Raw genomic sequence first — 24874 nt, forward strand, 5'->3', positions numbered from 1 at the left:
GCGCTGATCCTGCTGGTCGCCCTCTACTTCCAGGCCGCCAGGGGCGTCGACGCCGTCACCGCGGCCCTGGGCGTGCTCCCTGTCCCGATCGGCATCGGCGGCAACAACCCCCTGGTGGTCCTGCCCGACGCCGGCACCGAGACCGCCGCCCGGGCCGCGGCCGACCTGCTCACCACGCTCAACGGCCAGTGGTGCCGGGCACTGGGCCGCCTCATCGTGCCCCGCGACCGCCTCGGCGAACTCGTCGAGGCCGTCGGTGAGCGGCTGCGCGCGCTGCGCGCCGGTCCCCCGCTGGAGGAGGAGACGGACTTCGGCCCGCTGATCCACTCCGCTCATCTGCGACGGGTCCGCGACGCGATCGCCGCCGCGGGGGGCCGGGCCGTGTCGTACGGGACCGTGCCGGAGGACGGCAACTTCCTGGCTCCCACACTGATCACCGGCACCGACCTCACCGACGAGATCTTCGGCCCCGCCGCGGCGGTCGTCCCCTACGACACCGTGGACGAGGCGGTCGGCCTGGCCAACGCCACGCCGTACGGGCTGGAGGGGTACGTCGTGGGGACAGACGAGGAGCGGGCCCTCGCGGTCGCCCGGCGTGTCCGGGCCGGCGAGGTGAAGGTCAACGGCTCCAGCGTCATGAGCCTGCACCTGTCCACCCCGCGACCGGCCTGGGGCCTGTCCGGTCTGGGCGAGGAGGGCACCCGCGAGACCCTCCGTTTCTTCACAGGCGCCAGGGTCGTCGGGGTGGAGGGCGGCTTCGCCCTCCACGGAAGGCGGCGACCCTGAGGCGCGTGCCGGTGACTCCGCCCAGGTGAACACCCCGCTCGGCGGCCCGGGAACGAGCGGTGTGGCTCGCGCCCGCCGGGCTCCGTGCGGTCACGGGCCCTGCGCGGGCCCTCGTCCCGCCCGTACGACCGCGGGACAAGGGCCCGCTCAAGGAGGATCCGATGCGTGAGAACCTGATCTTCAGGGAGAATCCGGCTCGCGTCGGTGAACTCGTCGGAAGCGTGCCGGTCACGGACCCCGCAGGGGTGGACGAGTGCGTCCACCGCGCCGACGGCGCGTTCCGCGAGTGGTCGCGGGTCCCGGTCGCGGAGCGGATCGCCGCCCTGCGGCACGCCGCCGACACCGTGGCCGCCCGGCTGGCGGAGCTGGCGACGCTGCTGGCCCGGGAGACCGGCAAGCCGCTGGCCGACTGCCGCGGCGAGATCGGATTCGCCGTCACGTTCCTGCGCTGGACCTGCGACCGCGCCCCGGCGGCGCTGGCCACCGTGCGGGTCGACGACGCCGCCGGGCGGCTGGTGCTGCGGCGCAAGCCGTACGGGGTGGTGGGCTGCGTGACCCCGTGGAACGCCCCGATCATCCTGGCGATGCTCAAGCTGGGGCCCGCGCTGGTGGCGGGCAACGCGGTCGTGCTCAAACCGTCCCCGCTGGCACCGCTGACCGTCACCGAGATCGCGGCCACGCTGCCCGCCACCTGGGTGATCCACGGCGGCGCGGAGACCGGCCGCGCGCTGGTCGGCCACCGGCTCGTCCGCAAGGTGGCGTTCACCGGCGGCGACGCCGCCGGGCGGGAGATCGCCGCGACGGCCGGTGCGATGATCACTCCTTCGGTGCTGGAACTGGGCGGCAACGACCCGGCCGTCTTCCTGCCGGACTTCGCGCTGACCGGCGCCGACTACGAGCGGCTGGTCATGGCGTCGTTCGCGACCAGCGGGCAGGTGTGCATGGCGGCCAAACGGCTGTACGTGCCGCGAGCGCGGAGCACCGAGTTCATCGAGGCGTACCTCGCGGCGGCGGAGCGCGTCCTGGTGGTCGGCGACCCCTTGGCGGAGGAGGTCACCATGGGCCCGGTCATCTCGGCCGCCGCCGCCGACCGGATCGGCGCTCTGCTGGCGGCCTCGACGGGCGCCGGTGGCGGGAGGGCCGTGCCGCTGGGCCGATCCGTACCCGGCCACGACCCGTCATCAGGATATTTCGTGACACCGCACCTGGTCATCGGCCTGGACGACCACGCCCCGCTGGTGGCCGACGAGCAGTTCGGCCCGGTGGTGCCCCTGCTCGTCTACGACGGCGAGGAGGAGGTGCTGGCCCGCGCCAACGCGGGTGAGCTGGGCCTGGGCGCCTCCGTCTGGTCCGCCGACGAGGAGCGCGCCTTCGCCCTGGCGGACCGGTTCGAGGCCGGGTTCGTCTTCGTCAACACCCACAACCGCACCGGGATGTCGCTGCGCGCCCCCTTCGGCGGGGTCAAGCGCAGCGGATACGGCCGCGAATACGGCGAGGAGGGACTGCTGGAGTACGTCCAGTCCGCGGTCGTCCACGCCCCTGCCGCGTTCCGCCCCGGCGGAGGCGGCATGGCCGCGGGGGCCTACCCCGGCTGAGCACAGTCCAGCAGACCCGCCGTGAGCGCTCCGGGCCCCGCCGGAGGCGCCACGGCTGTTCAGCGACCTCGGCGATGCCGCAGGTCACGACGGGTCGAAGGCATTCGACCCGCATTCGCACCTCGCTGCGGCAGAGCTCTCAGCGGCCGCCTCCCAGCCGGCGTGCCACGCCCCTTGACGATCCCAAAATTCCCTCCTAGGTTTCCTCTATCGTAACGGCGTATCTCACAGAGATACAGGAAAGGTGGCGTCGTGGAACTCACTCGCCGAAGGATTCTGCAGATGGGCGGGCTGGCTGCCGCGGCGCTCGCCACCGGGTGCGCGACCACGCCGAAGAAGGCGGCGACGGCGACGGCCGGTGCGCCGCTCATCGTCGCCTCCACGGCCATAACCAACTCCCTCGATCCGGCCGCCGCGCTCTCCAACGTGGGAGCCACCTTCAACGCCCAGGTCTACGAACCGCTGGTCGCGTTCGGCGCGAGCGGCAAGCCGGAGCCGGCTCTGGCCACCGCCTGGCGCACGATCGACGACCTCACGATGGAGTTCACGCTCCGTCAGGGGGTGAGGTTCCACCGCGGCGGCACCTTCGACGCCGCCGCGGTCAAGGCCAACATCGAGCGGCTGCTCTCCGGCGACCCGGCGTTCGCCTTCCGCGTCGGGCAGATGGGCACGCTGTCCGGCGCCGAGGTGGTCGGCCCGGACACCGTGCGGATCATGACGAAGAAACCGGACCCCATCCTGCTGAACCGCCTGGCCAGGCTGGGCATGACCGACCCGGCGATCTTCGCGGAGAAGCCGGGCACCGTTGCCTCGGGCACCGGCCCCTTCCGGGTGACCGCCTACACCCCGGCCAAGAGCATCGACCTGGAGGCGTTCCCCGACGCCTGGCGGAAGTCGGAGAGCATCAAGACCGGCCGCGTCGTCGCCATCCCCGACCCGGGCACGCTGACCACCGCACTACGCACCGGCGAGGTGGACGGCGCCTACGGCCTGCCGCCCGCGGTGGCGGCGGAACTGACCGGCTCGTTCGTCGCGAAGTCCGTCTCGGCCGGCTCATGCGCGATATTGAGCATGATCGGCGAGGTGGAGCCCAAGCTACGCGACAAGCGGGTGCGGCTGGCGCTCAACCTCGCCGTCAACAAGGAGGAGTTCGTCAGGTCCGGACTGTCGGGCTACGGCGAGGTGCCCACCGGGCAGTTGCTCCAACCCGGCTACGTCGGTTACGACCCCTCTCTGGAGGCCTTCCCGCATGACCCCGAACGGGCCAGGGCCCTGCTCAAGGAGGCCGGTGCCGAGGGGCTGACCCTGAACATCGCCACCACCGCCATCTTCAAGCAGCAGGCCGAGATAACCGCCGGCTACCTCGCCAAGGTCGGAGTCAGGTCCGAGGTGGTCATCCAGGACCTGTCGTCCTTCATCACCACGCTGCTGAAGAAGAGCGAGGTTCCCCTGCTCTACTGGCAGACCGACTACGTCGACCTGCACGACATCGCCGGCGTCAGCCGCTTCGGGCCGCAGCCCGAGGGCGTGCAGCGGCACGTGGACGATGAGGAGTACATCAAGCTGTTCGCGAGCAGCCAGACCGAGATGGATCAGGCCGGCCGGGAGGCGACCATCAAGGCGATGGCCAGGCGGCTCCACGACGAGGCCGGGGTGGTCTTCCTGGCCTGGCCGAAGACGGTCTACATGCACTCGCCCAAGTCCGACCTGAAGCTCAACAGCGACGGCCACGTGCTGTTCGCCGAATCCAAGAAGAATGCATGAAAGCAGACCGCACAGGCCCGCGCGTTCTTCGCACGGGTGCGGTATGGCTGGTCCGGCTCGCCGTGACGGTACTGGGCGTGCTGACCCTGCTCTTCTTCCTCCTGCGTCTGTCCGGTGATCCCGCCGCTGTCCTCGTGGGACCCGGCGGCACCGCGGAGGACATCGACAGAGTCCGCCGCGAGCTCGGCCTGGACCTGCCGCTGTGGACGCAGTACGGCGCGTTCCTGGGCGATGTCGCCCGGCTGGACTTCGGCGTCTCCTCCCGCACGGGAGAGCCCGCCATTTCCGCGGTGCTGGTCCGGCTGCCGCTCACCCTGCAGATCGTCGGTGCCACGCTCGCGCTCGCCCTGCTGATCGGCGTCCCGCTCGGCATGCTCGCCGCGGCCCGGGCCCGGCGCCCCGCAGGCCGGGCGATCACGACGGGCGCCGCGGTCGCCCAGGCGGTACCGAACTTCGTGCTCGGCCTGTTGCTCCTGCTGGTCTTCGCGCTCTGGCTCGGCTGGCTGCCGAGCTACGGCTCGGAGAGCCCGCTGCATTCGGTGCTCCCGACGTTGACCCTGGCCGCCTTCACCGTCGCCCGTGTCGTACGACTGGTGAGGGCCGGTTTGCTGGAGGCGATCGAGCAGGACTTCATCCGGACGGTCCGGGCCAAGGGGGGCGGCCGCCTGCGCGTGCTCACGCGGCACGCGCTGCCCAACGCCTTCCCGCCGGTACTGGCCTTCCTCGTGGTCGACAGCGCCTACCTGCTGTCCAGCACGGTGATCGTCGAACAGCTCTACGCCTACGACGGGATCGGCAAGCAGCTCGTGGACGCGATCTTCCAGCAGGACTACCCGATCGTACAGGCGACGGTGTTCGTGGTGGCCGTGCTGGTGGTCGCGGTCAGCGCGCTCGGCGACGTACTCGGCGCGCTCGCCGACCCCAGGGTCAGAAGGGAGGCGGCCGGATGAGGCCGTCGGTGCGGATCGCGTTGGCGGGGCTGGCGTTGATCGCCCTCGCGGTGGCGTTCGGGCCGTCCCTGCTCGGTGTGGATCCGCTGGAGCAGGACCTGCCGGCCAAACTGGCGCCGCCGTTCTGGATGGAGGGCGCGCTGGCCGGCCACCCCCTCGGCACCGACCAGCTCGGCCGCGATCTGCTGGCGCGCGTCCTGGCGGGCGGGCGGACCTCGCTGCTGGTGGGCTTCGCGGCCAGCACGCTGGCCTGCGCGGCGGGAATCGTGGTGGGGCTGCTCTCGGGTTATCTCGGCGGTTGGATCGACCGGCTGATCATGGGCCTGGGCGACCTGTGGATCGCCTTTCCCTTCCTGGTGCTGGCGATCGCGACCGTTGGCGTCGTGGGCTCCTCGACACCGGTTCTGATCACGCTGCTCACCCTCGCCGGCTGGGTCACCTCCGCCAGGGTGACCCGGACGATCGTCAGGCAGGTCAGGGGAGAGGACTACGTGGCGGCCTCGATCGGAGCGGGCGCCGGTCACCTGAACGTGCTGACCCGGCATCTGCTGCCCGCGGTGGCCGGCGCCAACCTGGTGATGTGGACCTTCGTGGTCGGCACGATGGTGCTCGTCGAGGGCGGTCTGTCGTTCCTCGGCCTGGGCGTGCGTCCCCCCGCCCCCTCCTGGGGCACGATCCTCAACGACGGGCGCGAGCTGCTGGAGACCGCCTGGTGGATCCCGCTGTGGCCGGGGCTGGCGCTCACCCTGACCGTGTTCCTGGTCAACCTGCTGGGCGACGGACTCCGTGACGCCCTCGACGTTCGGACGGACGACCATGCTTGAGGTGAAGGACCTGGTGGTGACCGCCGGTGGCGTGCGGATCGTGGACGGCGTCTCCTTCGAAGTACGGCCGGGCGAGGTGCTCGGCATGGTCGGCGAGTCGGGGTCGGGTAAGACGATGACCATGCTCGCCGTGGCCGGCCTGCTGCCCGGCTCGGCCGAGGTCACCGAAGGGACGGCCTTTCTGGACGGTGCCGAACTCACCGAGGCCCGGCTCGAACGGATCAGAGGGCGCCAGATCGGCTTCGTCTTCCAGGACCCGGCGACATCGCTCGATCCGCTCATGCGGATCGGCGTACAGATCTCGGAGGTGCTGCGAATCCACGGCGCGAACCGTACCGGGGCCCGGCGACGGGCGGCGGAGCTGCTGGAGCAGGTCGGCATCGGCCCTGAGCGGGCCGGGGTCTACCCGCACGAGCTTTCCGGCGGGATGCGGCAGCGGATCGTGATCGCGATGGCCATCGCGCTCCGGCCGTCCCTGCTGATCGCGGACGAGCCCACCACCGCGCTGGACGTCACGGTCCAGAAGCAGATCATGCAGGTGCTGCGTGCCGCGCAGCGGGAGACGGGAGCGGCGACCGTGCTTGTCAGCCACGACCTCGGCCTCGTCGCCGGGGCCGCGCACCGGATCGCGGTGATGTACGCCGGCCGCCTGGTCGAGACGGGAACCGTGGAGGAGGTCCTTGGCGCGCCGCGCCACCCCTATTCCGCCGCACTCATGCGATCCCGGCCGCGGATCGGTACGGGCCGGGGGCCGCTACCGGTGATCCCCGGATACCCACCGGCGCCCAGGTCGCGACCACCCGGCTGCGCTTTCCATCCCCGCTGTCCCGTCGCGCTCGCCCGCTGCGCGAAGGAGACCCCGCCACTCGCCGATGGCGTGGCCTGCTGGGCGGTGCAGGATGGCTGAACCGCTGCTCCGCGTCACGGACCTGCGCAAGAGCTACGGCGCGCTGCGTGCGGTGGACGGCGTGACGTTCGAGCTCGACCGGGGCGAGACGCTCGCGATCGTGGGCAAGTCCGGCTGCGGGAAGTCGACGCTGGCCCGGTGCGTGGCGCGGCTGACGCAGCCCACCGGCGGGAGCGTGCGCCTGGACGGGGTGGAGCTGGCCGCCCTGTCACGCCGGCGGCTGCGCCCGCTGCGGCCCCGTTTCCAGCTCGTCTTCCAGGACCCCGCCACCTCGCTGAACCCGCGCTGGACGGTCGGGGAGATCGTGCGGGAGCCGCTGCGCCTGCAGAACGTGCGCGGGGACGTGCCCGGCCTGCTCGCGGAGGTGGGCCTGGACCCGGGACTCGCCGGCCGTCACCCGCACCAGCTCTCCGGCGGGCAGCGGCAGCGGGTGGGCATGGCGAGGGCGCTGGCCCTCTCTCCCGACCTGCTGGTGCTCGACGAGCCGGTCACCGCCCTGGACGTCTCGGTGCAGGCCCAGATCATCAACCTGCTGCTCCGGCTGCAGGAGGAGCGCGGCCTGGGCTACCTGTTCATCTCGCACGACCTGGCCGTGGTGAGCGCCGTCGCCCATCGGGTCGCGGTGATGCACGCCGGACGGCTGGTCGAGACAGGGCCGGCCGAGCAGGTGCTCGGCCGGCCCGCGCACGACCACACCAGGGCACTGGTCGCGGCCGTCCCCGACGCCTGACCGCTACGCGTGTGCCACGACGGGACGCGCGAGACCGTAGTGCCCGCGGAGCGTCCGGCCCTCGTACTCGGTACGGAACAGGCCCCGGCGCCGCAGTTCCGGCACGACGTGGTCGACGAAGTCGGCCAGGCCGCCGGGCAGCGTCGGGGGCATGACGTTGAAGCCGTCGGCCGCGCCCTTGACGAACCACTCCTCGATCTGGTCGGCGATCTGCTCGGGGGTGCCCGACACCACGCGGTGCCCCCGGTTGCCGGACAGGCGGCGGATCAGCTGTTCCAGCGACAGGTTCTCCCGCCTGGCCAGGTCGACGATGACCCCGGCCCGGCTCCGCTGGCCTTCCACCACCCCGGGAATGTCGGGCAGCGGCTGGTCGAGCGGGTGCTTCGTCAGGTCCACGCCGAGCATCTCGGAGATCGTGGCGACGGTGGACTCGGGAACGACCAGCGACGCGAGCTCCTCCTGCAGCTGTGCCGCCTCACGCTCGGTGGAGCCGATGATCGGCGACAGGCCCGGCAGGATCGCCACGTCCTCGGGGCTCCTGCCGTACTTCGCGAGCCGGCTCTTGAAGTCGGCGTAGAACGCCTGGGCCGAGTAGATGACCGGCTGCGCGGTGAAGACGGCCTCGGCATAGCGGGCGGCGAACTCCTTGCCGTCCTCCGAGGAGCCCGCCTGGACCAGCAGCGGCCGGCCCTGCGGCGAGCGGGGAATGTTCAGCGGCCCGCTGACTCTGAACCGCTCTCCCTCGTGTTCGACGGCGCGGACCTTCTCCACGTCCGCGTAGATGCCCTCCGACTGGTCGCCGACGACGGCGCCGTCTTCCCAGCTGTCCCAGAGTTTGGTGACCACGTCCACGAACTCGGTGGCCCTGGCGTACCTGACGGCGTGCAGCGGAAGACTCCCGCCGAAGTTGCGCGCCTCCGACTCGTTGGCCGAGGTGACGATGTTCCACCCGGCGCGGCCACCGCTGATGTGATCCAGCGAGGCGAACTTACGCGCCACGTTGAACGGCTCGTTGTAGGTGGTGGACATGGTGGCGATCAGGCCGACGTGCTCGGTGACCACCGCCATCGCCGCCAGCATCGTCAGGGGCTCCAGCCCGCCCAGGGTGTGGTACTTGATGTCGCCCCAGAAGGACAGCGAGTCGGCCAGGAACACCGAGTCGAGCTTGCCCCGCTCGGCGGTCCTGGCCAGTTCCTGGTAGTGCCGGATATCGGTGACTCTGGACGGGTCCGCGCCCGGGATGCGCCAGGCGGCCTCGTGGTGGCCCACGCCCATGAGGAAGGCGTTCAAGTGGAGCTTTCTCATCTCATCCTCCAGCCCCGCACGGCGTTTCTCACAGAGAAACGTTGTTTCGGAAAAGGAGACTAGCAGGATCGGATCACGAATCGTGGTCCACCACGGCACGGGCGGCGAGCCTCGGGCGAAGCCAGGCCGCCACCTCGAGGTGGGCCGGATGCTCCTGGTAACCGCGCAACTCTTCGGCGGACTCGTGCCGCGTGACCAGGCACAGGTCATAGGAGACCGGCGACCCGAGCACGTCCAGGCCGACGACGAGATCCCGGATCTGCTCGACCCGGCCCCTCATGCCCTCGAGCAGTTCCCTGGCCTTCGGCGCGTCCCGCGGGTCGGTGAACTTCATCAGCACCACATGGGTCAGCACGATTGCCTCCTAGACATTTCCTCCGGTTTCGCGAGATCCTATGTCTCGGAAACACCGTTTCTCTAGACGTAACAATCGAGGAGTGCACATGGTACGCGTCGCCGCGGCGCAACTCGAGACAGGCCAGGACCCGGCCGCCAATCTGGCCGCCTGTCTGCGCGCGATCGACTCGGCCGCGGCCCGGGGAGCCGAACTGATCGTGCTGCCCGAGTTCTGCAACCACCTGTCCTGGTACGAGGACCGCGCGCACGCCCGGCGGCTGGCCTGCCGCCACGGAGACCCGTTTCTCACCGCCGTCTCCGAGCGGGCCGCCCGGCACTGCGCGTATGTCAAGATCGGTGTCACCCTCGCCAGGGAGGACGGGCGCACCACCGGCGCCTCCCTGCTCTACGGCCCGGACGGCACCCTCCTCGGCGAGGCCGACAAGCAGACCCTGATGGGCGCGGAGAACGACCACCTCGATCCCGGGACGGCCGTGGGCCCGGTGATCGCGACCGAACTCGGCCGGCTCGGCATGTACGCCTGCATGGAGGGCGTGATCAGCGAGGTCACCCGCGGGCTGGTGCTACGCGGCGCGCAGGTGCTGCTCAACAGCCTGAACTCGTTCGCCGTGGACGAGGCGAGCCTGCACATCCCCGTCCGCGCCGCCGAGAACAAGGTGTGGGTGGTCGCCGCCAACAAGGTCGGGCCGCTGATCCCCGCCGACATGCTGGAGTCCGTCGGCGCCGGGCTCGGCGTCCCGCCGGAGTGGCTGCACGGCGCGGGCGAGAGCCAGATCGTCGCCCCGGACGGCACGGTCGTGGCCAGAGCGCCTCGGACCGGCGAGGCGGTGGTCGTCGCCGACATCGACGTCACCCTCGCCGACTCCAAGCTCCGCCCCGACGGCACGGACATCCTCACCGCCCGCCGCCCCGCCCTCTACCGGCCGATCTCCGCCGAGCCCCGCGGCCGCCGGGCACCCGCCGGAGCCGAGCGCCTGGCCGTGGCCGTGGTGCGGCCCCACGACGAGCCGGGCACCACCGGAGAGCTCATCGGGCAGGCGGTCGCGGGCGGGGCGGAACTGATCGTGCTCCCCGAGCTGTGCGGGGTGAGTGCCGAGGAGGCGGCGCGAGCCGTCCGCGGGACCGCGGCGCACGTGGTGCTCAGCGAGATCCGCCAGGGGGCGCACGAGGGACTGCTGATCTCGGGCGAGGGGGTCGTGGGACGGCAGCGGGCCCTGCACCCCGTCACCCGGCACGCCGGGCGTGTCACCTCGCTGGGCGACGGTCTGGAGATCTTCGAACTGCCCTGGGGACGACTCGCCGTCATCGTCGGCGACGACGCCGTGTTTCCCGAGACGTTCCGGCTGGCGGCGCTGGCCGACGTGGACGTCGTCGCGGTGCCGTTCACCCCCTCCGAACCCTGGGAGCTGGAGTACGGCCTGCTGGAACGGGCCGCGGAGAACCGGCTCAACGTCGTCGCCGCCGGTCACGACGGGCCGGCGGGCCTGGCCGGGACCATCTTGGCCACACCGCGCGACTTCACCCTCTGGACCGCCTGGGAGGGCCCGTTCAGCGGTCGCATCAGCCACCCACTCGTCACCCCGGTCAAGAACGGTGACCGCTTGGTAAGCGCCGATCTCTACCCGGCGCAGGCTGTCAACCGACACGTCTCACGCGGCACCGACCTGGTGGACGGCAGACCGTGGCGGCTGGCGGGCGCACTTCAGGAAGGAAGCTCATGAAGGAAACGTTGCAGCACGTCGAGCAGATGCTCGACGAGTCTCCGGCCATAGACGTCACCGAGACGTTCGAGCAGTTGCGGACGATGCTCGCCGAGCTCAAGGCGAAGATCGACGCCAGGTTCGAGCTGACGCGAGACCCCTCCAGCGACCGGTTCGACAGCTACGGCAGCTATCCCGACGGGCCCGGCGGCCGGATCGAGGCCTACACCGGGCCGGAGGTCGACTGGATGGTCCACTCCTGGCTGGGAAACCCGAAGGCGAGCTTCACCAACCTGCACCTGACCACCTGGCTGGGCCCGCAGATCGACGTGCCGCACCTGGGCATCGCGCTGCTGGTCTGGCCGGGGGGCTGGTTCTACCAGGACTTCATCCCGCGGGTGAACCTGGCCGAGCGGGCCGACTACTACGACCGCTACTACGCACCACTGGACGCCGACTGGGTGCGGTTCAAGGAGGAGAACCCGGACTTCACCTGGTTCACCAGCCGGACCGGGTTCATCCGCGCGAGCCTGTCACCCAACGTGTACTGCTACTCCTTCCCGCGCGCCCAGCAGCACATCGACGTGGTCCGCGAACTGCTCGACGCCCGCGTCGACCGCTGGCTGCGCTGGGTGGACGAGGCCGACCCGGTGCCCGAGGCCGACCGGCCCGCGCTGGCCGCCGCCGATCTGGCGATCCGCCGGAACATCGCCGACCGCGACCCCGCCAACGTCATGGGCGTGCGCTACTTCGGCGAGGAGACGACCGGCAAGCTGGTCCGGGCGCTGTGGGGCGGCGACCGCGTGCTGCCGAGGCCCGCGTGATCCGATCGCTGTGGTGGGCGGCGAAGACCGGCGACGAGCATGCCCGATCGGAACTCGACGGCCTGCCTGACCTGCAACGCCGTTAGGAGGAAAGATGCTGAAGAACTTCTGGTACGCGATCGAGTTCGCCCACGTGGTCGACGGCAGGCCGCGGCGGATCACCTGCCTCGGTCAGGACTTCGTGATCTGGCGCAAGCGCGACGGCAGCGTGGCCTGCCTGTCCGACCTGTGCGTACACCGCGGCGGCGCGCTGTCGATGGGGAAGATCATCGAGGACCGTGTCGTCTGTCCCTACCACGGCTGGGAGTACGAATCCGACGGCGGCTGTACGAAGATCCCCGCCAACCCGCCGGGGCGGGGCATCCCGAAGAAGGCCCGGGTGGACGCCTATCCGGTGGTCGAGAAGTACGGCATGGTCTGGGCCTTCCTCGGTGACCTGCCGGAGCAGGAGCGCCCGCCGATCCCGCACATCCCCCAGCACGACGACCCCAGGTACCGTGCCGTCTACTGGGAGACCGTACTCGAGGCCAACTACGAGCGCGCCCTGGAGAACGTGGTCGACGCGGCGCACACGCCGTTCGTCCACGGCAGCGCGTTCGGTAACCCGGACAAGCCGGAGATCCCCGACTACGAGGTGACCGAGGCCGAATGGCACGCGGAGGCCGACGTGCTGTTCAGCCCGCCGCCCGCACCCGGTATCTGGGGCACCCTCTACCGGACCAAGGAACGCCAGCACGTGGTGGTGAGCAACGGCTGGTACCTGCCCAACATCGTCAAGCTGCACGTGCGGCTGCCGTTCGGCGACCTGATCCTGTACGACCACAACATCCCGCTCGACCGGGACCGGACCCTCGTGAAGATCGTCGGCTACCGGACCTTCTTCACCGGTAAGTGGGCGGACGCCAGCGCGGCCAAGCGGATCGGCAAGATCTTCGAGCAGGACCGGCCGATCGTCGAGAACCAGCGACCGGAGTTGCTGCCCTTCGACCTCTCGGCCGAACTGCACATCCGCAGCGACGCGCTCCAGGTCTCCTACCGGCGGCGGCGCCAGCAGCTGATCGACCAGGGCTGGTGGATCGGCGACGACGAGACCACCGCCGGCGACGCCGCGCGACGCTCGGCAACGGTGATCCCCTCCCCGGACCGCCGCGACAATCCCGAACTCGCCCGCGCCTGGGTGCACAAGCCCCGAGGAGAAGAACAGCCATGAGCCTGCCCGAAGCGCTGAGTGAACGCACCCTGTCCCGCCTGCTGGCCGCCACCGGCCTGTCGCCCTCGTCGCACCTGGACCTGACCGGCCCGATGTCCCCGGCGCCGGTGGGCGCTCTTCGCGTCTTCCGTCCGGCCGGCGCACCGGCACAGCCGGCCGTGGTGGAGAAGGTCGTGGCGGTCAGCCTGGTGGTGCCGCCGATCGGGCTGGACAGCCACATGATCTTCGCGTTCACCCGGCCGGAGTCGGCCGTCCCGCACTTCACGCTCGACTCGGTCGCCTCGTCCGAGTACCACGCCATGCACCTCGATCTGATCCCGCGGGCCGAGCTCGCCGTCCACCTGGAGTATCTGGACGTCTGCTTCCTGCCGCTGACGGAGCCGCTGGAAGCCGTCTGGAAGGTCGACGGCGTCTCCCCCGCCGCCATCGGCCCCCGCCAGCGGGCGATGATGTCGCCCTGGATGGTCGTCTGCCGGGCCACCGAGGATGCCTTCGAAAAGCTCGGCACGACCGTCGAGGTCTACCTCGACCACTGGTTCTCCCTCGTGGAGAAGGGCGTGCCCGACCCAGACGGCACCGACCTCGCCGCCCGTGACACGGCCAACCGCGCCAACCTGTTCAGTCCGGAGGTGGACCCGGTCTGGCACCAGGTCACCCGCCTCCTCGGCCCGGAACAGTCCGATCTCGTACGCGGAGAACTTCTGGCATGAGCGACACCACGCGACCCAGCGAATGGCAGCGGCGCATCGCCGGAGAGTGGCACGGCCGTCCCTCCCTGTTCGACGCCACCGGCACCTGGCAGGGATATGAGGACATCCGCCGCTCCTCGGACTTCATCGACGGCGTGACCACCTACCACATGGACGGCGGCCTGGAGGGCGGCGGCCCCATGGCCGGAAGGTTCCGGCTCGGCGCCCCGTTCGCGTTCGGCGTCGTCGACTCCGACGCCAACCGCGTCTACACCGGACCCGACTTCTACGGCACCGGCCAGCCGTACGGTTCCTTCGTCGACTCCCACTACTACGGCCCCGGCTGGCAGGTGGACCTCAACACCTGGAACCAGGTCCTTGCCGACGACGACATCCAGGTCTACTCCTCGATGCTCTACCAGGGTCCCGCCGTGGTCGGCTGCTTCAACGGCCTCTACACCCGGGACCCCGCCAAGGTGGCGGACTGGCTGGCGGCCGAGACTCGGAACGGGCCGGTGCCCCACATCCTGCCCACCAAGACCGCGGGCGCCTTCTCCGGCACCTGCGAGGTCTTCGGCGCCGACCAGAAGCCGCGCGGCACCGTGGACATCACGGTCGAGGTGGAACCGCTGGATCTGCTGCGGGCCCGCCACCACGTCACCTGGACCGGAGCCCTGGAGCGCGGCCACACCGTCGAGGTGCGGCGTGACGGCTTCCGTTCCTTCTACGAGGGCCCCGAGGCCTGGGGCAACGCGCAGGCGTACGGCAGGGCGAACTACTCGAGCCTGCACTTTCGCGACGTCTGGAAGCTCAAGGGCCGCGAGTTCGTGATCGACGCCACCCCGGGGATGAGCGCGGGAAGGACGATGGCGGTCGTCTACCAACTGTTCGACGGCAACGTGCCGGCCGCCGTGGTCCACGGGGTGCTTCGATGGTCGTAGTCGTGACCGGCGGCACCAGGGGCATCGGGCTCGGGCTGGTCAGGGAGTTCCTCTCCCGGGGACACCGGGTCGCCCTCTGCGGCCGCAGTGACGAGTCCGTCGAGAAGGCACTGGCCGAACTGGACAGCGATCACGCGCTGGGGATGGCGGCGGACATGGCCGACCGTGCCCAGGTTCAGGCGCTGTGGGACGCGGCCGTCGACCGGTTCGGCTCGGTGGACATCTGGATCAACAACGCCGGGATCTCCCAGACACGCGGGCCGCTCTGGCGACTCCCGGACGCCGAGGCGACGGCCGTCGTCGGCGTGAACCTGACCGGTGTGATCAACGGCAGCGCGGTCGCCGTCACCGGGATGATCGAGCAGGGCCGCGGCCACGTGTGGAACATGGAGGGGCTGGGCGGCGACGGCCGTACGGTCGCCGGCCTGTCCGTCTACGGCGCGACCAAGCGGGCGATCACCTACCTCACCCGGGCCCTCGCCAAGGAGGTCCCGGCCGGCGTCTCGGTCGGCCTGCTCAGCCCCGGCATGGTCGTCACCGACCTGCTCACCCACGGCTACGCCCCGGAGGAACTCGCCAGAGCCGCCCGGATCTTCAACATCCTGGCCGACCGGGTCGAGACCGTCACCCCGTGGCTCGCGGAGCAGGCGCTGACCCGGACCCGCAACGGCGCCCACGTCCGCCGGCTGACCCAGGGCAAGATCCTCGCCCGGTTCGCCTCGGCCCCCTTCTCGAAACGCCGGGTGATCCCGTGATCGAGTACCCCGTCCCACGCGCGGTGTTCGCGATCGCCGCGTTCCGGCCGCGCCCTACCCGACGCTTGGAGGCCGTACGATGACCGATGCTCTTGGCTGGCGCCGCAAGTTCGGCGTGATCGCCCCGTCCACCAACACGATCGTGGAGCCGGACTTCTACCGGATGACCGTTCCCGGGGTCACCGCGCACTTCAGCCGCATCCACATCCGCGACCAGAACATGACCGGGAACGAGGGCATGGAACGCCTGCTCGACCAGATCCGCGAGGAGATCGGCTCAGCCTGCGAGCGGGTGATGACCTGCGAGCCGGACCACATGGTGATGGGCATGTCCGCCGAGACCTTCTGGGGCGGTGTCGAGGGCAACCGGCAGTTCGTCAAGCAGATCCACGACCTCACCGGCCTGGAGGTGGCGACCGGCGCGGAGGCGTGCGAGCGGGCGCTGAACCTGTACGGCGCGCGCAAGCTCGGCGTGGTCACCCCCTACCAGCCGGTCGGTGACGAGAACGTGGTGCGCTTCTTCTCCGAGATCGGCTTCGACGTGGTCGCCGTCAAGGGTCTGAAGTGCCCCACGGCCGTGTCGATCGCGCACGTCACCGAGTCCACGCTGCGCGAGGCGCTGATCGAGGTGGACTCCCCCGAGGTGGACGCGATCGTGCAGTGTGGCACCAACCTGTCCATGGTCGGCCTGGCCGACGAGGCCGAGCGATGGCTCGGTAAGCCGGTCATCGCCATCAACGCCGCCACCTGGTGGATGGCGCTGCGCGACAACGGTGTCGAGGACAAGGTGTACGGCGCGGGCCGGCTGCTGCGCGAACACTGAGGGCCCGTCCTCAACCGCTTTCTCCCCGTCGCGCGCAGGCTCACGCGAGCGCCGAAGACCGTCTTCGTGCGCTTCTTTTCCCCTGCCGTGAGTCCCCACCCCGTCCAGCCGTGGCCCGCCGCATGGCCGGCCGCTTCCTGACCCATGCCCTGAAACACCCCCTGGAGGAAACATGGCTCTCTCCACCGGATCCACTCGGCGGATTCGCGCCGGGCTGGTCGCCGCGGCGCTCACCGTGGCGACCGCGCTGACGCCGTCGGCGGCCCTCGCCGGCGGCGCCACCGCGTCCACCGCGTCCACCTTGACGTCGCCCTCCTGGGTCGGCCGGTACGAGACGCAGATCGGCAACGACCCGGCCACCGTCTACTACCCGGCCGCCCAGACCGCCCTGCCGGTCGCCCTGCTCCTGCAGGGCGCGAACGTGCCCAAGGAGAGCTACAGCGAATTCGCCAAGATCGTCGCCGGTTTCGGCTTCGCCGTGGCCGTCCCGAACCATCAGCGTGCCGTCGGCCCGGTCTCCGGGCTCTTCCCCGAGCAGTCCCAGACCAACGCCGCCGTGACGTGGGCGGCGGCGGAGAACGCCCGCGCGGGCTCCCCGGTGGCCGGGCGGCTGGACGCCGACCGGCTGGTCCTGCTCGGGCACTCCTTCGGCGGGGCCGCCGGGCTGTTCGCCATCGGCAACACCTGCACGGTCCCGTTCTGCTTCGGGCCCGTCTACCAGCGTCCCGCGGCGCTGCGCGCGGCGGTGTTCTACGGCGCGAGCACGACAACGCCCGGCGGGGGTGCCGTCCCGATCGCCAACGCCGGGGTACCGGTCGCCCTCGTCCAGGGGGGTCTGGACGGCAACAACCTGCCGGCGGCGCGCGCACGCGGATGCCCGCGGCCTCGAAGAGGTTCTTCGCGTTCTCCAGCTCAGCGGACAGGTTGAGCCGCCGCTTCGCGTAGGCGAGCTCCTTGGTCTGGGTGATGGTGTCGCTGACCAAGGCATGCACCTCGCGCAGTTCCTGCTCCACTCGTTCGGCGTCGCTGTGCACCAGCTTCTGGGCCAGCGCGATCTTCAGCTTCACCACATGCAGCGTGTGGCCCTGGATATCGTGCAGATCACTGGCAAAGCGCATGCGCTCCCGGATGACGGCCAGCTCCGCTTCGCGTTCTCGTGCCTCCTCCAGCTCCGCAACGAGGCCATAGAACCTCTGGTTGGGGAACATGAAGCCGGTCAGCACCGCTGTGGCGCCCGCGGGAACGATGACGTATCCGATCAGAACACCGGAGACATCTCCCGGGGTGACCAACAGCCTCGCCGCGCCTGCTACGGCGACGTAGGCGATCAGCCCCAGGGCTGCCGCGCTTCGGTGGCGCGGCAACTGGGGGACGGTGAGGGAGCCCACGATCGAAATGCCGTAGAACGCCGAGTCACTGTCCACCACCAGCACTCCGAGAAGCCACACGGCCGCGGCGATGATCAGGCAGGGGAGCGCGACGCGGAAGATGTCGCGCGCCGCCCACCACACGAAGGCCACCAGGGCCGCGACCACGCCCAGACCCAGGACGATGACGTGCCACCAGGTCCGGGCATCGGTCGCCACCAGCAGCGTCCCTACGGCAGCGAGCAGCGGGAGGAACATGGTGAGATTGAGTCTGCGCAGCCGTCCCCGCGTCGCCTCGGTGTGCTCGGGCGTCGTATGTGCCGCTGCCCGGGCCGGCCTCACCGGTCCTCACCTGGCCGCTGAGCCGTCAGGCTGAGCAGCGGGACCGCCACAGCGCTCGCCACAGCGCTCGCCACAGCGCTCGCCACAGCGCTCGCCACAGTGAGGACCGCGGCCGTCCACATCGGCCACTGGTTGTTCTCCGACCACGACTCCCCGCCGTCAGGCAAGAGACCGACGCCGAGGTAATGGAGGAAGAACGCCGCGCAGACCAGGAGGAAGACCGTCAGCAGAATGCGCAGGGGTTCGGTGCCCATGGGTGGCTCTCCGGGATCGAACAGCAGAGTCTGCCCAGTATTCTTCCGGTCCCGTGCCGGCACCAGTGACGCTGCGTCATACGTTCACCCAAGAAATGTCATGGCGAGGTCATGACGTGGTCGCACTGCCCGGTGAGCGCGGCGGCTGCTGGGATCAACAGCATGTCCTCGACACCGGTCATCGACGTTGAACGTCTGAACCTCACCTACGGCGACTTCCATGCCGTGAAGGACCTGTCCTTCCAGGTGGAGCGCGGAGAGCTCTACGCTCTGCTCGGCACGAACGGGGCGGGGAAGACCTCGACCCTGGAGACCATCGAAGGCCACCGTACGGCCACCTCGGGCACCGTGCGGGTCTTCGGGCAGAGCCCACGAGACCGGCGCGCCGTGCGGCCCAGGATGGGCATCATGCTGCAGGACAGCGGGTTCTCCCCGGACCTGACGGTGCGGGAATCGGTCCGGCTGATCGGAAAACTCACCCAGCGCACGGACACGGTCGAACGCGTGCTCGGCGTTGTGAATCTCACTCGCAAGGCCGGCATCAAGGTGTCCCAGCTCTCCGGCGGCGAGAAGCGGCGTCTGGACTTCGCCACCGCCGTGTACGGAACGCCTGAGCTGATCTTCCTGGACGAGCCCACCACCGGCCTGGACATTCAGTCCCGCGACGATCTGTGGGACACCGTGAACAAACTGCGCGAAGACGGCTCCACCGTCGTTCTCACCACGCACTACCTGGAAGAGGCGCAGCAGTACGCCGACCGCATCGGTCTCATGCACAAGGGCACCTTCCACCGGGAGGGGACCGTCTCCGAACTGACGCGGACCCTGCCGGCCGCCATCCGCTTCTCCCTTGCGGCCCCCGCACCGGCGCTACCGCTGCAGGCCACGCGCGAGAGTGACGGGAAGTTCCTCATCGAGACCTTCGGCTTGCAGAAGGACCTGTACACCCTGCTCCGCTGGGCGCAGGACCACGCGGTGGAGCTGCGGGAACTCCAAGCCGGACCGACCCGGCTCGACGATGTCTTCCGCGCCCTCGACAGCGACTAGACCACTCCCCGACTTACAGGAAAAGGACCTTCGCCATGCTCTCGATCGCTCTCAGTGAGCTGGTCCAGATCTTCCGGAACCGGTTGGTTCTGGTCACCAGTGTCGTCATGCCCGCGGTGGTCAGCGCGTTCTTCATCTACCAGCACGAAGCCTTCGCGGCCCTGGGCAGCCTCGGATACATCGCGGCGGTGGTGATGTTCACCGTGGGGGCGTTCGGGCTCTACACCACCGCGGTGACCACGCTGGCCTCCCGCCGGCAGAACCTCTTCCTCAAGCGGTTGCGCTCCACCGCGGCGAGCGACGCCGGCATCCTCTCCGGGCTGCTGCTCCCGGTCACCGTCATCTCGCTGGTCCAGGTGGTCGTGATCATGACCGTGCTGGCCGTGGTCACCGGCCGGCCGGACAACATTCTCCTCCTGGCGGCGGCCGTCCTCTCGATGGTGATCATGATGCTCGGCCTGGGACTGGCCACGGCGGGACTGACGGACTCCCCCGAGCACGCCCAGGTGACCACGCTGCCCATCAGCCTCGGCACCATCGCCGTGACCAGCTGGGTGGGGATCACCGGCACCGAGGAGCTCACCCTGCTCAAGCGGCTGCTCCCCGGCGGCTCGGCCACCGAACTGGCCGTCAACGCCTGGAACGGCGGCGTTCCCGTCACGGAGTCCCTGGTTCTCCTGGCGCCCACGCTGAGCTGGGTCGTTGTCGCCGTCGCGCTGGCTTCCCGGATCTTCCGCTGGGAGCCGCGCCGATGACGACGCTCGGCGTGGGTCATCCATGGGTGCGGAGGACGCAACCGACTGGGTGAGTGTTGTGGATCATGTGTCGTCCGATTCGGCCGCGCCGTGGCGGCACGGTCCCTCTTCTGTATTCAGACTTCCCGAGAATGTTCGGCCGGGGCGTCGAGGAACGGTTCCCGTGGTGACCGCCGGCCAGGGCGGGCACCTGGCATACCTGTACATGGACAACCAGTGCGCCAACGACATCGCCGTGAACACCGCAGTGATTCGGACCGCCGCGTCGAGTGCCGCCGTCAGTGTCTCCGTGATCACGGCAGTCACGTGGCTTGAGTTCTAGTGACCAGGTGTCCCCGGAGACGTGGCGGAGCAGCCGTGGGTGACGAAGTAGATCTCCATGGAGATCGACCCGCTCGGGGCGGAGAGGTCGTGGAAGTTCCGGGTCACGGCCGTTCCGAAGATGCGCGGGTATGTTTCGCGGATGGCCGTGTTGACCCGGGTGGCCAGCTGAACGCCGCCGCTGGCGCCGCCGTCGGAGTCGGAGCCGAAGGTCAGCACCATGCCGACGCGCCGTCCGGCCAGGTTGCCTTTGTGCCTGCGCAGTTCCTGGCGGACCTGTGCGGCCAGTACGCCGTCAGCGGCGCCGGGGGTGACCCGGAACGAGAGCGTGACCGGTTTCGCCCGGACGCCTCCGACGAGGCCGGTGCAGGGGGACGGCGAGGGGCCGGGCTTTTCCTTGACCGGGCGCTTCTTCTCCGCGGGCTCCTCGGGCCGGTGTTCTCCCTCCGAGGTTTCCTTCTCCGGGGCCTCTTGCTCCGGGGCCTTCTTCCCTGGCGGCTTCTCGGCTGAAGGCTCTTCGGCCAGGGGCTCTTTGTCCGGTGACCCTTCGGCCGGTAGCCCTTCGGACGGGGGCTCTTCGGTCGAGGGCTCTTCGGTCGAGGGCTCTTCGGTCGAGGGCTCTTCGGACGGGGGCCGGATGGAGTCAGGCAGGGGCTGGAAGGGGTCCGGTTGGAACCGGGCGGTGTCCGTCACGGGGTCGGTGGGTGAGGGGGGTGGTGCCTGCGCTCCCAACATGATGATCGTGAGTCCGAGCAGCAGGTCGGCGAAGAGCCAGCCGGCCATCAGGGTCGTGCTGGAGGTTCTTCGGCGGGCGGTCACAGCGGGGTCCGAGCTCTCCGGCGTGAGTCCGGCTCGTCGTCACCGCTGTCGTCTGCTTCGTCGGTGCCGGTGCCGGTGGCCTGGTCGTTGTCGCCGCCGTCGACCCGGTTGCCTCCGCTGTCCCCGCCGCCGCTGGGGCCCCCGCCGTCGCCGCTGCCCTTGTCGCCCTCCTCGTCCTTACCGGGACCGGCGGCCGGGAGAGCCCAGAGGCCGTCGGCCGGAAGCCGCAGACTGGTGCTCGCCCGCTCCGAGTCGGTGGCCTCGCGCTCGGTGAGCTCCTTCGAAGGCAGGTCGGCCAGCGCGCCGGCGAGCGCGGTGGGAAGCCGGTCGAGCACCTCCCGTGTCCGCTCCAGCAGGGCGACCGTCTCGACGGTGGTGTCGATCCGGGAGGCGTGCGTCCCGGTGGCGGCGGACCAGCTCTCAAGGGCCTCCCGGATCTCCGTACCGGCGCCCTCGAAGGTCCGGTGAAACTCCCTGGCCGTGCCCGCGATGGTGTCGGTGACCCGCGCGCCGAGCAGGTCGACCGCCTTCTCCGTCGACGAGCCGACCGAATCGATCGAGATGGCCGCGCGGTCGACGGCGTGGCCGATGCCCGCCGTCGCGCCGACCAGCTCGTTGATCCGGAGGTCCAGGCCGGAGACGCTGCCCTGGACCAACTTCATGGACCGTACGAGTTCGTCGTTGAACGCCTGGCGCATGTCGAGGGTGGTCCGGGAGATGGTCGTCGACAACTGGTTCCCGGCATCGGTGACGGCCTGGCCGGTCGTGGAGCCCGCGGTGTCGATCATGGCTGAGAACCGGGCCACCGCCGAGGCGAGGTCGTCACAGGTGTTGTTGACGGCCGCCAGGTGCCCACCCAGGTGCTCGACGGCGTCGCGCACGTCGATCGCGCTGCCGGCCAGCGCGTCCGTGGTCTTGCGGGTGGCCTCCAGGGTCAGGGTGAGCGCCTCGACCAGCTCGGTGTGCACCTTGCGCGCCGTGGTCCCGACGAAGCCGATGTCGGCCGCCGCCTTGTTGAGCTCGGCCCCGAACCGCTCCGGCGAGGAGAGCCGGACCTGGCCGAGTACCAGGCTCGCCTCGGTCAGCGCCCCGCGGAGCCGGACGCGGAGGGTGCGGAGCTCCCGATCCGCGGCGTCCTCCCTGGTGTTCCGCGTGATGTTCTCGAACACGGTCCAGCAGATGAGGCAGAAGATGGCCGCGAGGGTGCAGAGCGCGATGTTGTCGAACTCAAAGAACCCGGGCAATTTGCCGTCGAAGCCCTGCTGCCACATCTCCAGGAAGGGCCGTCGGGCCGCGTCCAGGCCGCCGGCCGCGAGGACGTCGCCGTAGGCACCGGTGGCCATCATCAGGCCGAGCCAGGTGATGAAGATCGGTACGAAGACGAGGGCGGGACCGATGGCGCCGCTGAGCCCTCGTCGCCATCCCGGTCTCCTCGGCGAGGACGTGGTTCCCGCCGGTTCCCCGTCCACCAGGATGGTGTCGTCGGGGGAGAAGGCGGCGAACAGATCGACCTCGCACCAGTGTCCGGCCAGGTCGGGATCGGTGACCGCGTCCGCGAGATCACGTAGCTGGTCCTGACGGGCCGCCAGGTGGGGGTGATCGGCAAGCTCGCGAAGCTCGCCGGCAAGCTCCAGATCCGTCACGGACAACCGACATCCTCTCCTGATGGCGCCGAGCGCCTTTTCGGCAATCCGGATGGACCGATTCACGCCTCCGAGAGGCGTGATCATTTTGGCATATGGCGCGCATGTCGGCGGAAAGAACGGTCCGCTACGGAGGAGAGCACGCCGGACCGACGGCGGCGGGCGCGGACGGTGCCGTGCGGCACGGTGGGTCAGGTCCGTGAAACGGAGGCGTGGAGAACTCGATCCGCGGCATCGGGTGAAAGGGAGTGACCGGACCCAGGAAACGGAGTTCACGCTTGAGTGCGGAGACAGATCTGGACGACGCGGAGGTGATCAGGCGTGCCCGGCGTGATTCCGCCGCTTTCTCGGTGCTGTTCGACCGACATGCCCCCGCCCTGCACCGTTACGTGACCCGGCGCCTGGGGGACTCGATGGCCGACGACATCGTGGCCGAGACGTTCCTCACCGCCTTCCGGCGGCTCGGGCGCTACGACACCGACTACCGCGATGCCCGCCCCTGGTTGTACGGCATCGCCGCCAACCTCATCGGCAAGCACCACCGCGCCGAGGTCAGGGCGTACCTCTCGCTGGCCAGGACCGGGGTGGACGAGGTGGCCGAGAGCTACGCCGACCGGGTGGAGGCCCGGGTGACGGCCTCGGCGGCGCAGCGCGATCTGGTGAGGGCACTCGCCACGTTGGCGTCGAAGGATCGCGAGGTGCTGCTGATGATCGCCTGGGCTGATCTCAGTTACGAGGAGACGGCGCGGGCACTCGGCATCCCGATCGGCACGGTGCGCTCGCGCCTGCACCGCGCCAGGAGGAAGACCCGTGAGGCCCTGGGCGGGGTCGATCCGTCCGCTATCTCGGAGGAGACCGGCCGTGGATGACCTGGAACTGCTGAGCGAGTTGCGGGCGGACGCGCCCGAGCCCGATGCCGACCGCCTGCGCGCGCTGCGGGCGCGTTCCCTGCGGCGCCGCCGCCGGCTGCGGCCGGTGCTCTCGCTGCCGCTGGCCATGACGGCGGCCGTCGCGGTGATCGCGGCGGTGGCCGTGGTGGTGCACGACGACGAACGGCCGGTCGCGCGGCCACCCGACACCGCGGAGGCGACGCCGGTGAGCGCGGAGGTCATGCTGAGGCAGGCGGCGCTGATGGCCGAGAAGCGCCTGCCGGACGGCGTCTCGCCCCGTCCCGACCAGTGGCTGTACCGGAAAAGCGTCGTCAGGCAGCCCGCCGACGGCTCGGTCGAGACCCAGGAGTACTGGACGCGCTACGACGGCACCCGGCAGGCGACCCGGCTGGGCCGGCGCCCGATGGAGACGCGGACCCTCGGGCCGGACCCGGGTGACGACGACCTGTCCCCCCGGCAGTACGCGGCCAGGCTGGCCAAGCTGCCCACCGACCCGGACCGGCTGCTGGCCCATGTCAAGGGCGACCGGCACTGGAAGGACAAGCCGGACGAGGAGCGGGGGCGCGCCGACTACCCGGACGCGCGGGCGTTCGGGGTGCTGTCGGTCTACCTCAGCCAGGAGGTCCCCCTGCCGCCCAAGCTGGAGGCTGCGATCTTCCGCGCTCTCGCCCGGATTCCGGGAGTCCGGGTGGACCTCGGCATCCGCGACGCGGCGGGCAGGCCGGGCATGGGCATCGCCTACGAGGTCGGCGCTCCGGGTTTCGGCACGCGGCGCGACGAGAACGGTCAGGTCACCGAGCGGTCCTACGTCATCCTCGACAGCACGACCTATCGCTACCTCGGCTCGCGGACGGACTACCTGCGGGACCAGCTCATCAACGGCGAGGTTGCCTTCCCACAGGGAAGCTTCTTCGCGACCGCCAAGGTCGCGGCGGGAGTCGTCGACGAACCCGGACAGACCCCCTGATGCGACGTTCCCTACCGGAAGTACAGATCCACCCCGCTCCCGGCATCAGGAAGACAGGCCCGACAATCCCGGTTTCCCTGCAGCGCGTTCGCAACCTCCGTTGGGAAACGGAGCACTAAGGGCCCTGTCAGCAGGGGCGAAGGGGGCGAGCAACAGGCTCCTCAGGCGCCAGGGCGGACAGCGTCGGCCCGGTAGCGGGGTGGAAAGTCGTGCTCACGGCTTTCCCCCCGGCCGGTGCGCGACGCGGACTCGGCCTCTCAGCTGATCGGGGTCTTCGGTGCAGCAGGGAGTGGCCGACGATTCCCCGGC

Annotated in this window: 24 protein-coding genes and 1 pseudogene; 19 read left to right on the forward strand and 6 right to left on the reverse strand. The window is 70.3% G+C overall.

Annotation, left to right across the window (positions count from 1 at the left end):
* The 7 genes from ABZ260_RS18680 to ABZ260_RS18710 all read left to right on the forward strand — a co-directional run.
* A partial coding sequence (locus ABZ260_RS18680; RefSeq protein ID WP_355618861.1) for an aldehyde dehydrogenase occupies positions 1–786 on the forward strand: 786 nt, incomplete at its 5' end.
* Between the two features lie 161 nt (positions 787–947).
* Positions 948–2381: an aldehyde dehydrogenase family protein gene (locus tag ABZ260_RS18685; protein WP_355618864.1), complete on the forward strand. Its 1434-nt coding sequence runs from the start codon at positions 948–950 to the stop codon at positions 2379–2381.
* A gap of 282 nt (positions 2382–2663) precedes the next feature.
* On the forward strand, positions 2664–4145 hold the full coding sequence (locus ABZ260_RS18690; protein ID WP_355618867.1) for an ABC transporter substrate-binding protein: 1482 nt from the start codon (positions 2664–2666) through the stop codon (positions 4143–4145).
* Positions 4142–5095 (forward strand): ABC transporter permease, encoded by a 954-nt coding sequence (locus ABZ260_RS18695; protein ID WP_355618870.1) that lies wholly within the window; start codon positions 4142–4144, stop codon positions 5093–5095. Before ABZ260_RS18690 ends, ABZ260_RS18695 begins: the two co-directional genes overlap by 4 nt.
* Before the next feature lie 8 nt (positions 5096–5103).
* Positions 5104–5919 carry an ABC transporter permease gene (locus tag ABZ260_RS18700; protein ID WP_355555635.1) on the forward strand — a complete coding sequence of 272 codons (816 nt, stop codon included), beginning with the start codon at positions 5104–5106 and terminating at the stop codon, positions 5917–5919.
* Complete coding sequence (locus tag ABZ260_RS18705; RefSeq protein ID WP_355618873.1) at positions 5912–6826, forward strand: ABC transporter ATP-binding protein; 915 nt, start codon at positions 5912–5914, stop codon at positions 6824–6826. The genes ABZ260_RS18700 and ABZ260_RS18705 overlap by 8 nt, the downstream gene beginning before the upstream one ends.
* Positions 6819–7556 (forward strand): ABC transporter ATP-binding protein, encoded by a 738-nt coding sequence (locus ABZ260_RS18710; RefSeq protein WP_355618876.1) that lies wholly within the window; start codon positions 6819–6821, stop codon positions 7554–7556. Before ABZ260_RS18705 ends, ABZ260_RS18710 begins: the two co-directional genes overlap by 8 nt.
* 3 nt (positions 7557–7559) lie before the next feature.
* Here the strand turns inward: ABZ260_RS18710 and ABZ260_RS18715 are convergent, their stop codons facing one another.
* A complete protein-coding gene (locus tag ABZ260_RS18715; protein WP_355618879.1) occupies positions 7560–8861 on the reverse strand; it encodes an LLM class flavin-dependent oxidoreductase in 1302 nt (433 codons plus the stop codon).
* A gap of 73 nt (positions 8862–8934) precedes the next feature.
* Positions 8935–9216 carry a Dabb family protein gene (locus tag ABZ260_RS18720; RefSeq protein ID WP_355618882.1) on the reverse strand — a complete coding sequence of 94 codons (282 nt, stop codon included), beginning with the start codon at positions 9214–9216 and terminating at the stop codon, positions 8935–8937.
* Positions 9217–9304: 88 nt separating this feature from the next.
* On the opposite strand from ABZ260_RS18720, the gene ABZ260_RS18725 reads away from it, so the two are divergent.
* From ABZ260_RS18725 to ABZ260_RS18760, 8 genes are all read left to right on the forward strand, one after another.
* Positions 9305–10939: a carbon-nitrogen hydrolase family protein gene (locus ABZ260_RS18725; protein WP_355618885.1), complete on the forward strand. Its 1635-nt coding sequence runs from the start codon at positions 9305–9307 to the stop codon at positions 10937–10939.
* Positions 10936–11742: an oxidoreductase gene (locus tag ABZ260_RS18730; protein WP_355618888.1), complete on the forward strand. Its 807-nt coding sequence runs from the start codon at positions 10936–10938 to the stop codon at positions 11740–11742. Before ABZ260_RS18725 ends, ABZ260_RS18730 begins: the two co-directional genes overlap by 4 nt.
* A gap of 94 nt (positions 11743–11836) precedes the next feature.
* A complete protein-coding gene (locus ABZ260_RS18735; protein ID WP_355618891.1) occupies positions 11837–12952 on the forward strand; it encodes an aromatic ring-hydroxylating dioxygenase subunit alpha in 1116 nt (371 codons plus the stop codon).
* On the forward strand, positions 12949–13662 hold the full coding sequence (locus ABZ260_RS18740) for a hypothetical protein (RefSeq protein WP_355618894.1): 714 nt from the start codon (positions 12949–12951) through the stop codon (positions 13660–13662). Before ABZ260_RS18735 ends, ABZ260_RS18740 begins: the two co-directional genes overlap by 4 nt.
* Positions 13659–14582: a hypothetical protein gene (locus ABZ260_RS18745; protein WP_355618897.1), complete on the forward strand. Its 924-nt coding sequence runs from the start codon at positions 13659–13661 to the stop codon at positions 14580–14582. The genes ABZ260_RS18740 and ABZ260_RS18745 overlap by 4 nt, the downstream gene beginning before the upstream one ends.
* A complete protein-coding gene (locus ABZ260_RS18750; RefSeq protein WP_355618900.1) occupies positions 14573–15337 on the forward strand; it encodes an SDR family oxidoreductase in 765 nt (254 codons plus the stop codon). The genes ABZ260_RS18745 and ABZ260_RS18750 overlap by 10 nt, the downstream gene beginning before the upstream one ends.
* A 79-nt stretch (positions 15338–15416) precedes the next feature.
* Complete coding sequence (locus ABZ260_RS18755; RefSeq protein ID WP_355618903.1) at positions 15417–16160, forward strand: arylmalonate decarboxylase; 744 nt, start codon at positions 15417–15419, stop codon at positions 16158–16160.
* 172 nt (positions 16161–16332) lie between these two features.
* Positions 16333–17088, forward strand: a complete 756-nt coding sequence (locus ABZ260_RS18760; RefSeq protein WP_355618906.1) for a hypothetical protein — start codon at positions 16333–16335, stop codon at positions 17086–17088.
* 70 nt (positions 17089–17158) lie between these two features.
* Here ABZ260_RS18760 and ABZ260_RS18765 read toward each other — a convergent pair.
* Together ABZ260_RS18765 and ABZ260_RS18770 are read right to left on the reverse strand one after the other, a co-directional pair.
* A pseudogene (locus ABZ260_RS18765) lies at positions 17159–17785 on the reverse strand (histidine kinase); the annotation flags it as partial.
* 80 nt (positions 17786–17865) lie between these two features.
* Positions 17866–18123, reverse strand: a complete 258-nt coding sequence (locus tag ABZ260_RS18770) for a hypothetical protein (RefSeq protein ID WP_355618909.1) — start codon at positions 18121–18123, stop codon at positions 17866–17868.
* Between the two features lie 162 nt (positions 18124–18285).
* On the opposite strand from ABZ260_RS18770, the gene ABZ260_RS18775 reads away from it, so the two are divergent.
* Both ABZ260_RS18775 and ABZ260_RS18780 read left to right on the forward strand, forming a co-directional pair.
* A complete protein-coding gene (locus tag ABZ260_RS18775) occupies positions 18286–19170 on the forward strand; it encodes an ABC transporter ATP-binding protein (RefSeq protein WP_355618927.1) in 885 nt (294 codons plus the stop codon).
* 35 nt (positions 19171–19205) lie between these two features.
* Positions 19206–19925, forward strand: coding sequence for an ABC transporter permease (locus ABZ260_RS18780; RefSeq protein WP_355618912.1), 720 nt, complete (start codon positions 19206–19208; stop codon positions 19923–19925).
* Positions 19926–20243: 318 nt separating this feature from the next.
* Here ABZ260_RS18780 and ABZ260_RS18785 read toward each other — a convergent pair whose 3' ends face one another.
* Together ABZ260_RS18785 and ABZ260_RS18790 are read right to left on the reverse strand one after the other, a co-directional pair.
* Positions 20244–21029, reverse strand: coding sequence for a hypothetical protein (locus ABZ260_RS18785; protein WP_355618915.1), 786 nt, complete (start codon positions 21027–21029; stop codon positions 20244–20246).
* 32 nt (positions 21030–21061) lie between these two features.
* Positions 21062–22714, reverse strand: coding sequence for a hypothetical protein (locus tag ABZ260_RS18790; RefSeq protein WP_355618918.1), 1653 nt, complete (start codon positions 22712–22714; stop codon positions 21062–21064).
* A gap of 272 nt (positions 22715–22986) precedes the next feature.
* Between ABZ260_RS18790 and ABZ260_RS18795 the strand changes: the two genes are divergently transcribed.
* Together ABZ260_RS18795 and ABZ260_RS18800 are read left to right on the forward strand one after the other, a co-directional pair.
* Positions 22987–23577: an RNA polymerase sigma factor gene (locus ABZ260_RS18795; protein WP_355618921.1), complete on the forward strand. Its 591-nt coding sequence runs from the start codon at positions 22987–22989 to the stop codon at positions 23575–23577.
* A complete protein-coding gene (locus tag ABZ260_RS18800; protein WP_355618924.1) occupies positions 23570–24565 on the forward strand; it encodes a CU044_5270 family protein in 996 nt (331 codons plus the stop codon). Before ABZ260_RS18795 ends, ABZ260_RS18800 begins: the two co-directional genes overlap by 8 nt.
* The last annotated feature ends 309 nt before the right edge of the window (positions 24566–24874 follow it).

Source organism: Streptosporangium sp. NPDC006013, from assembly GCF_040614275.1.
Lineage (GTDB): Bacteria > Actinomycetota > Actinomycetes > Streptosporangiales > Streptosporangiaceae > Streptosporangium.

Excerpts from the sequence above, each read along its gene's own strand:
- ABZ260_RS18735 (WP_355618891.1), top strand. The coding sequence starts at position 11,837 with ATGCTGAAGAACTTCTGGTACGCGATCGAGTTCGCCCACGTGGTCGAC.
- ABZ260_RS18750 (WP_355618900.1), top strand. The coding sequence starts at position 14,573 with ATGGTCGTAGTCGTGACCGGCGGCACCAGGGGCATCGGGCTCGGGCTG.
- ABZ260_RS18725 (WP_355618885.1), top strand. The coding sequence starts at position 9,305 with ATGGTACGCGTCGCCGCGGCGCAACTCGAGACAGGCCAGGACCCGGCC.
- ABZ260_RS18740 (WP_355618894.1), top strand. The coding sequence starts at position 12,949 with ATGAGCCTGCCCGAAGCGCTGAGTGAACGCACCCTGTCCCGCCTGCTG.
- ABZ260_RS18775 (WP_355618927.1), top strand. The coding sequence starts at position 18,286 with ATGTCCTCGACACCGGTCATCGACGTTGAACGTCTGAACCTCACCTAC.
- ABZ260_RS18785 (WP_355618915.1), bottom strand. The coding sequence starts at position 21,029 with ATGGCCGGCTGGCTCTTCGCCGACCTGCTGCTCGGACTCACGATCATC.
- ABZ260_RS18755 (WP_355618903.1), top strand. The coding sequence starts at position 15,417 with ATGACCGATGCTCTTGGCTGGCGCCGCAAGTTCGGCGTGATCGCCCCG.
- ABZ260_RS18710 (WP_355618876.1), top strand. The coding sequence starts at position 6,819 with ATGGCTGAACCGCTGCTCCGCGTCACGGACCTGCGCAAGAGCTACGGC.
- ABZ260_RS18730 (WP_355618888.1), top strand. The coding sequence starts at position 10,936 with ATGAAGGAAACGTTGCAGCACGTCGAGCAGATGCTCGACGAGTCTCCG.
- ABZ260_RS18690 (WP_355618867.1), top strand. The coding sequence starts at position 2,664 with ATGGGCGGGCTGGCTGCCGCGGCGCTCGCCACCGGGTGCGCGACCACG.
- ABZ260_RS18695 (WP_355618870.1), top strand. The coding sequence starts at position 4,142 with ATGAAAGCAGACCGCACAGGCCCGCGCGTTCTTCGCACGGGTGCGGTA.
- ABZ260_RS18780 (WP_355618912.1), top strand. The coding sequence starts at position 19,206 with ATGCTCTCGATCGCTCTCAGTGAGCTGGTCCAGATCTTCCGGAACCGG.
- ABZ260_RS18745 (WP_355618897.1), top strand. The coding sequence starts at position 13,659 with ATGAGCGACACCACGCGACCCAGCGAATGGCAGCGGCGCATCGCCGGA.
- ABZ260_RS18760 (WP_355618906.1), top strand. The coding sequence starts at position 16,333 with ATGGCTCTCTCCACCGGATCCACTCGGCGGATTCGCGCCGGGCTGGTC.
- ABZ260_RS18705 (WP_355618873.1), top strand. The coding sequence starts at position 5,912 with ATGCTTGAGGTGAAGGACCTGGTGGTGACCGCCGGTGGCGTGCGGATC.
- ABZ260_RS18770 (WP_355618909.1), bottom strand. The coding sequence starts at position 18,123 with ATGGGCACCGAACCCCTGCGCATTCTGCTGACGGTCTTCCTCCTGGTC.
- ABZ260_RS18685 (WP_355618864.1), top strand. The coding sequence starts at position 948 with ATGCGTGAGAACCTGATCTTCAGGGAGAATCCGGCTCGCGTCGGTGAA.
- ABZ260_RS18715 (WP_355618879.1), bottom strand. The coding sequence starts at position 8,861 with ATGAGAAAGCTCCACTTGAACGCCTTCCTCATGGGCGTGGGCCACCAC.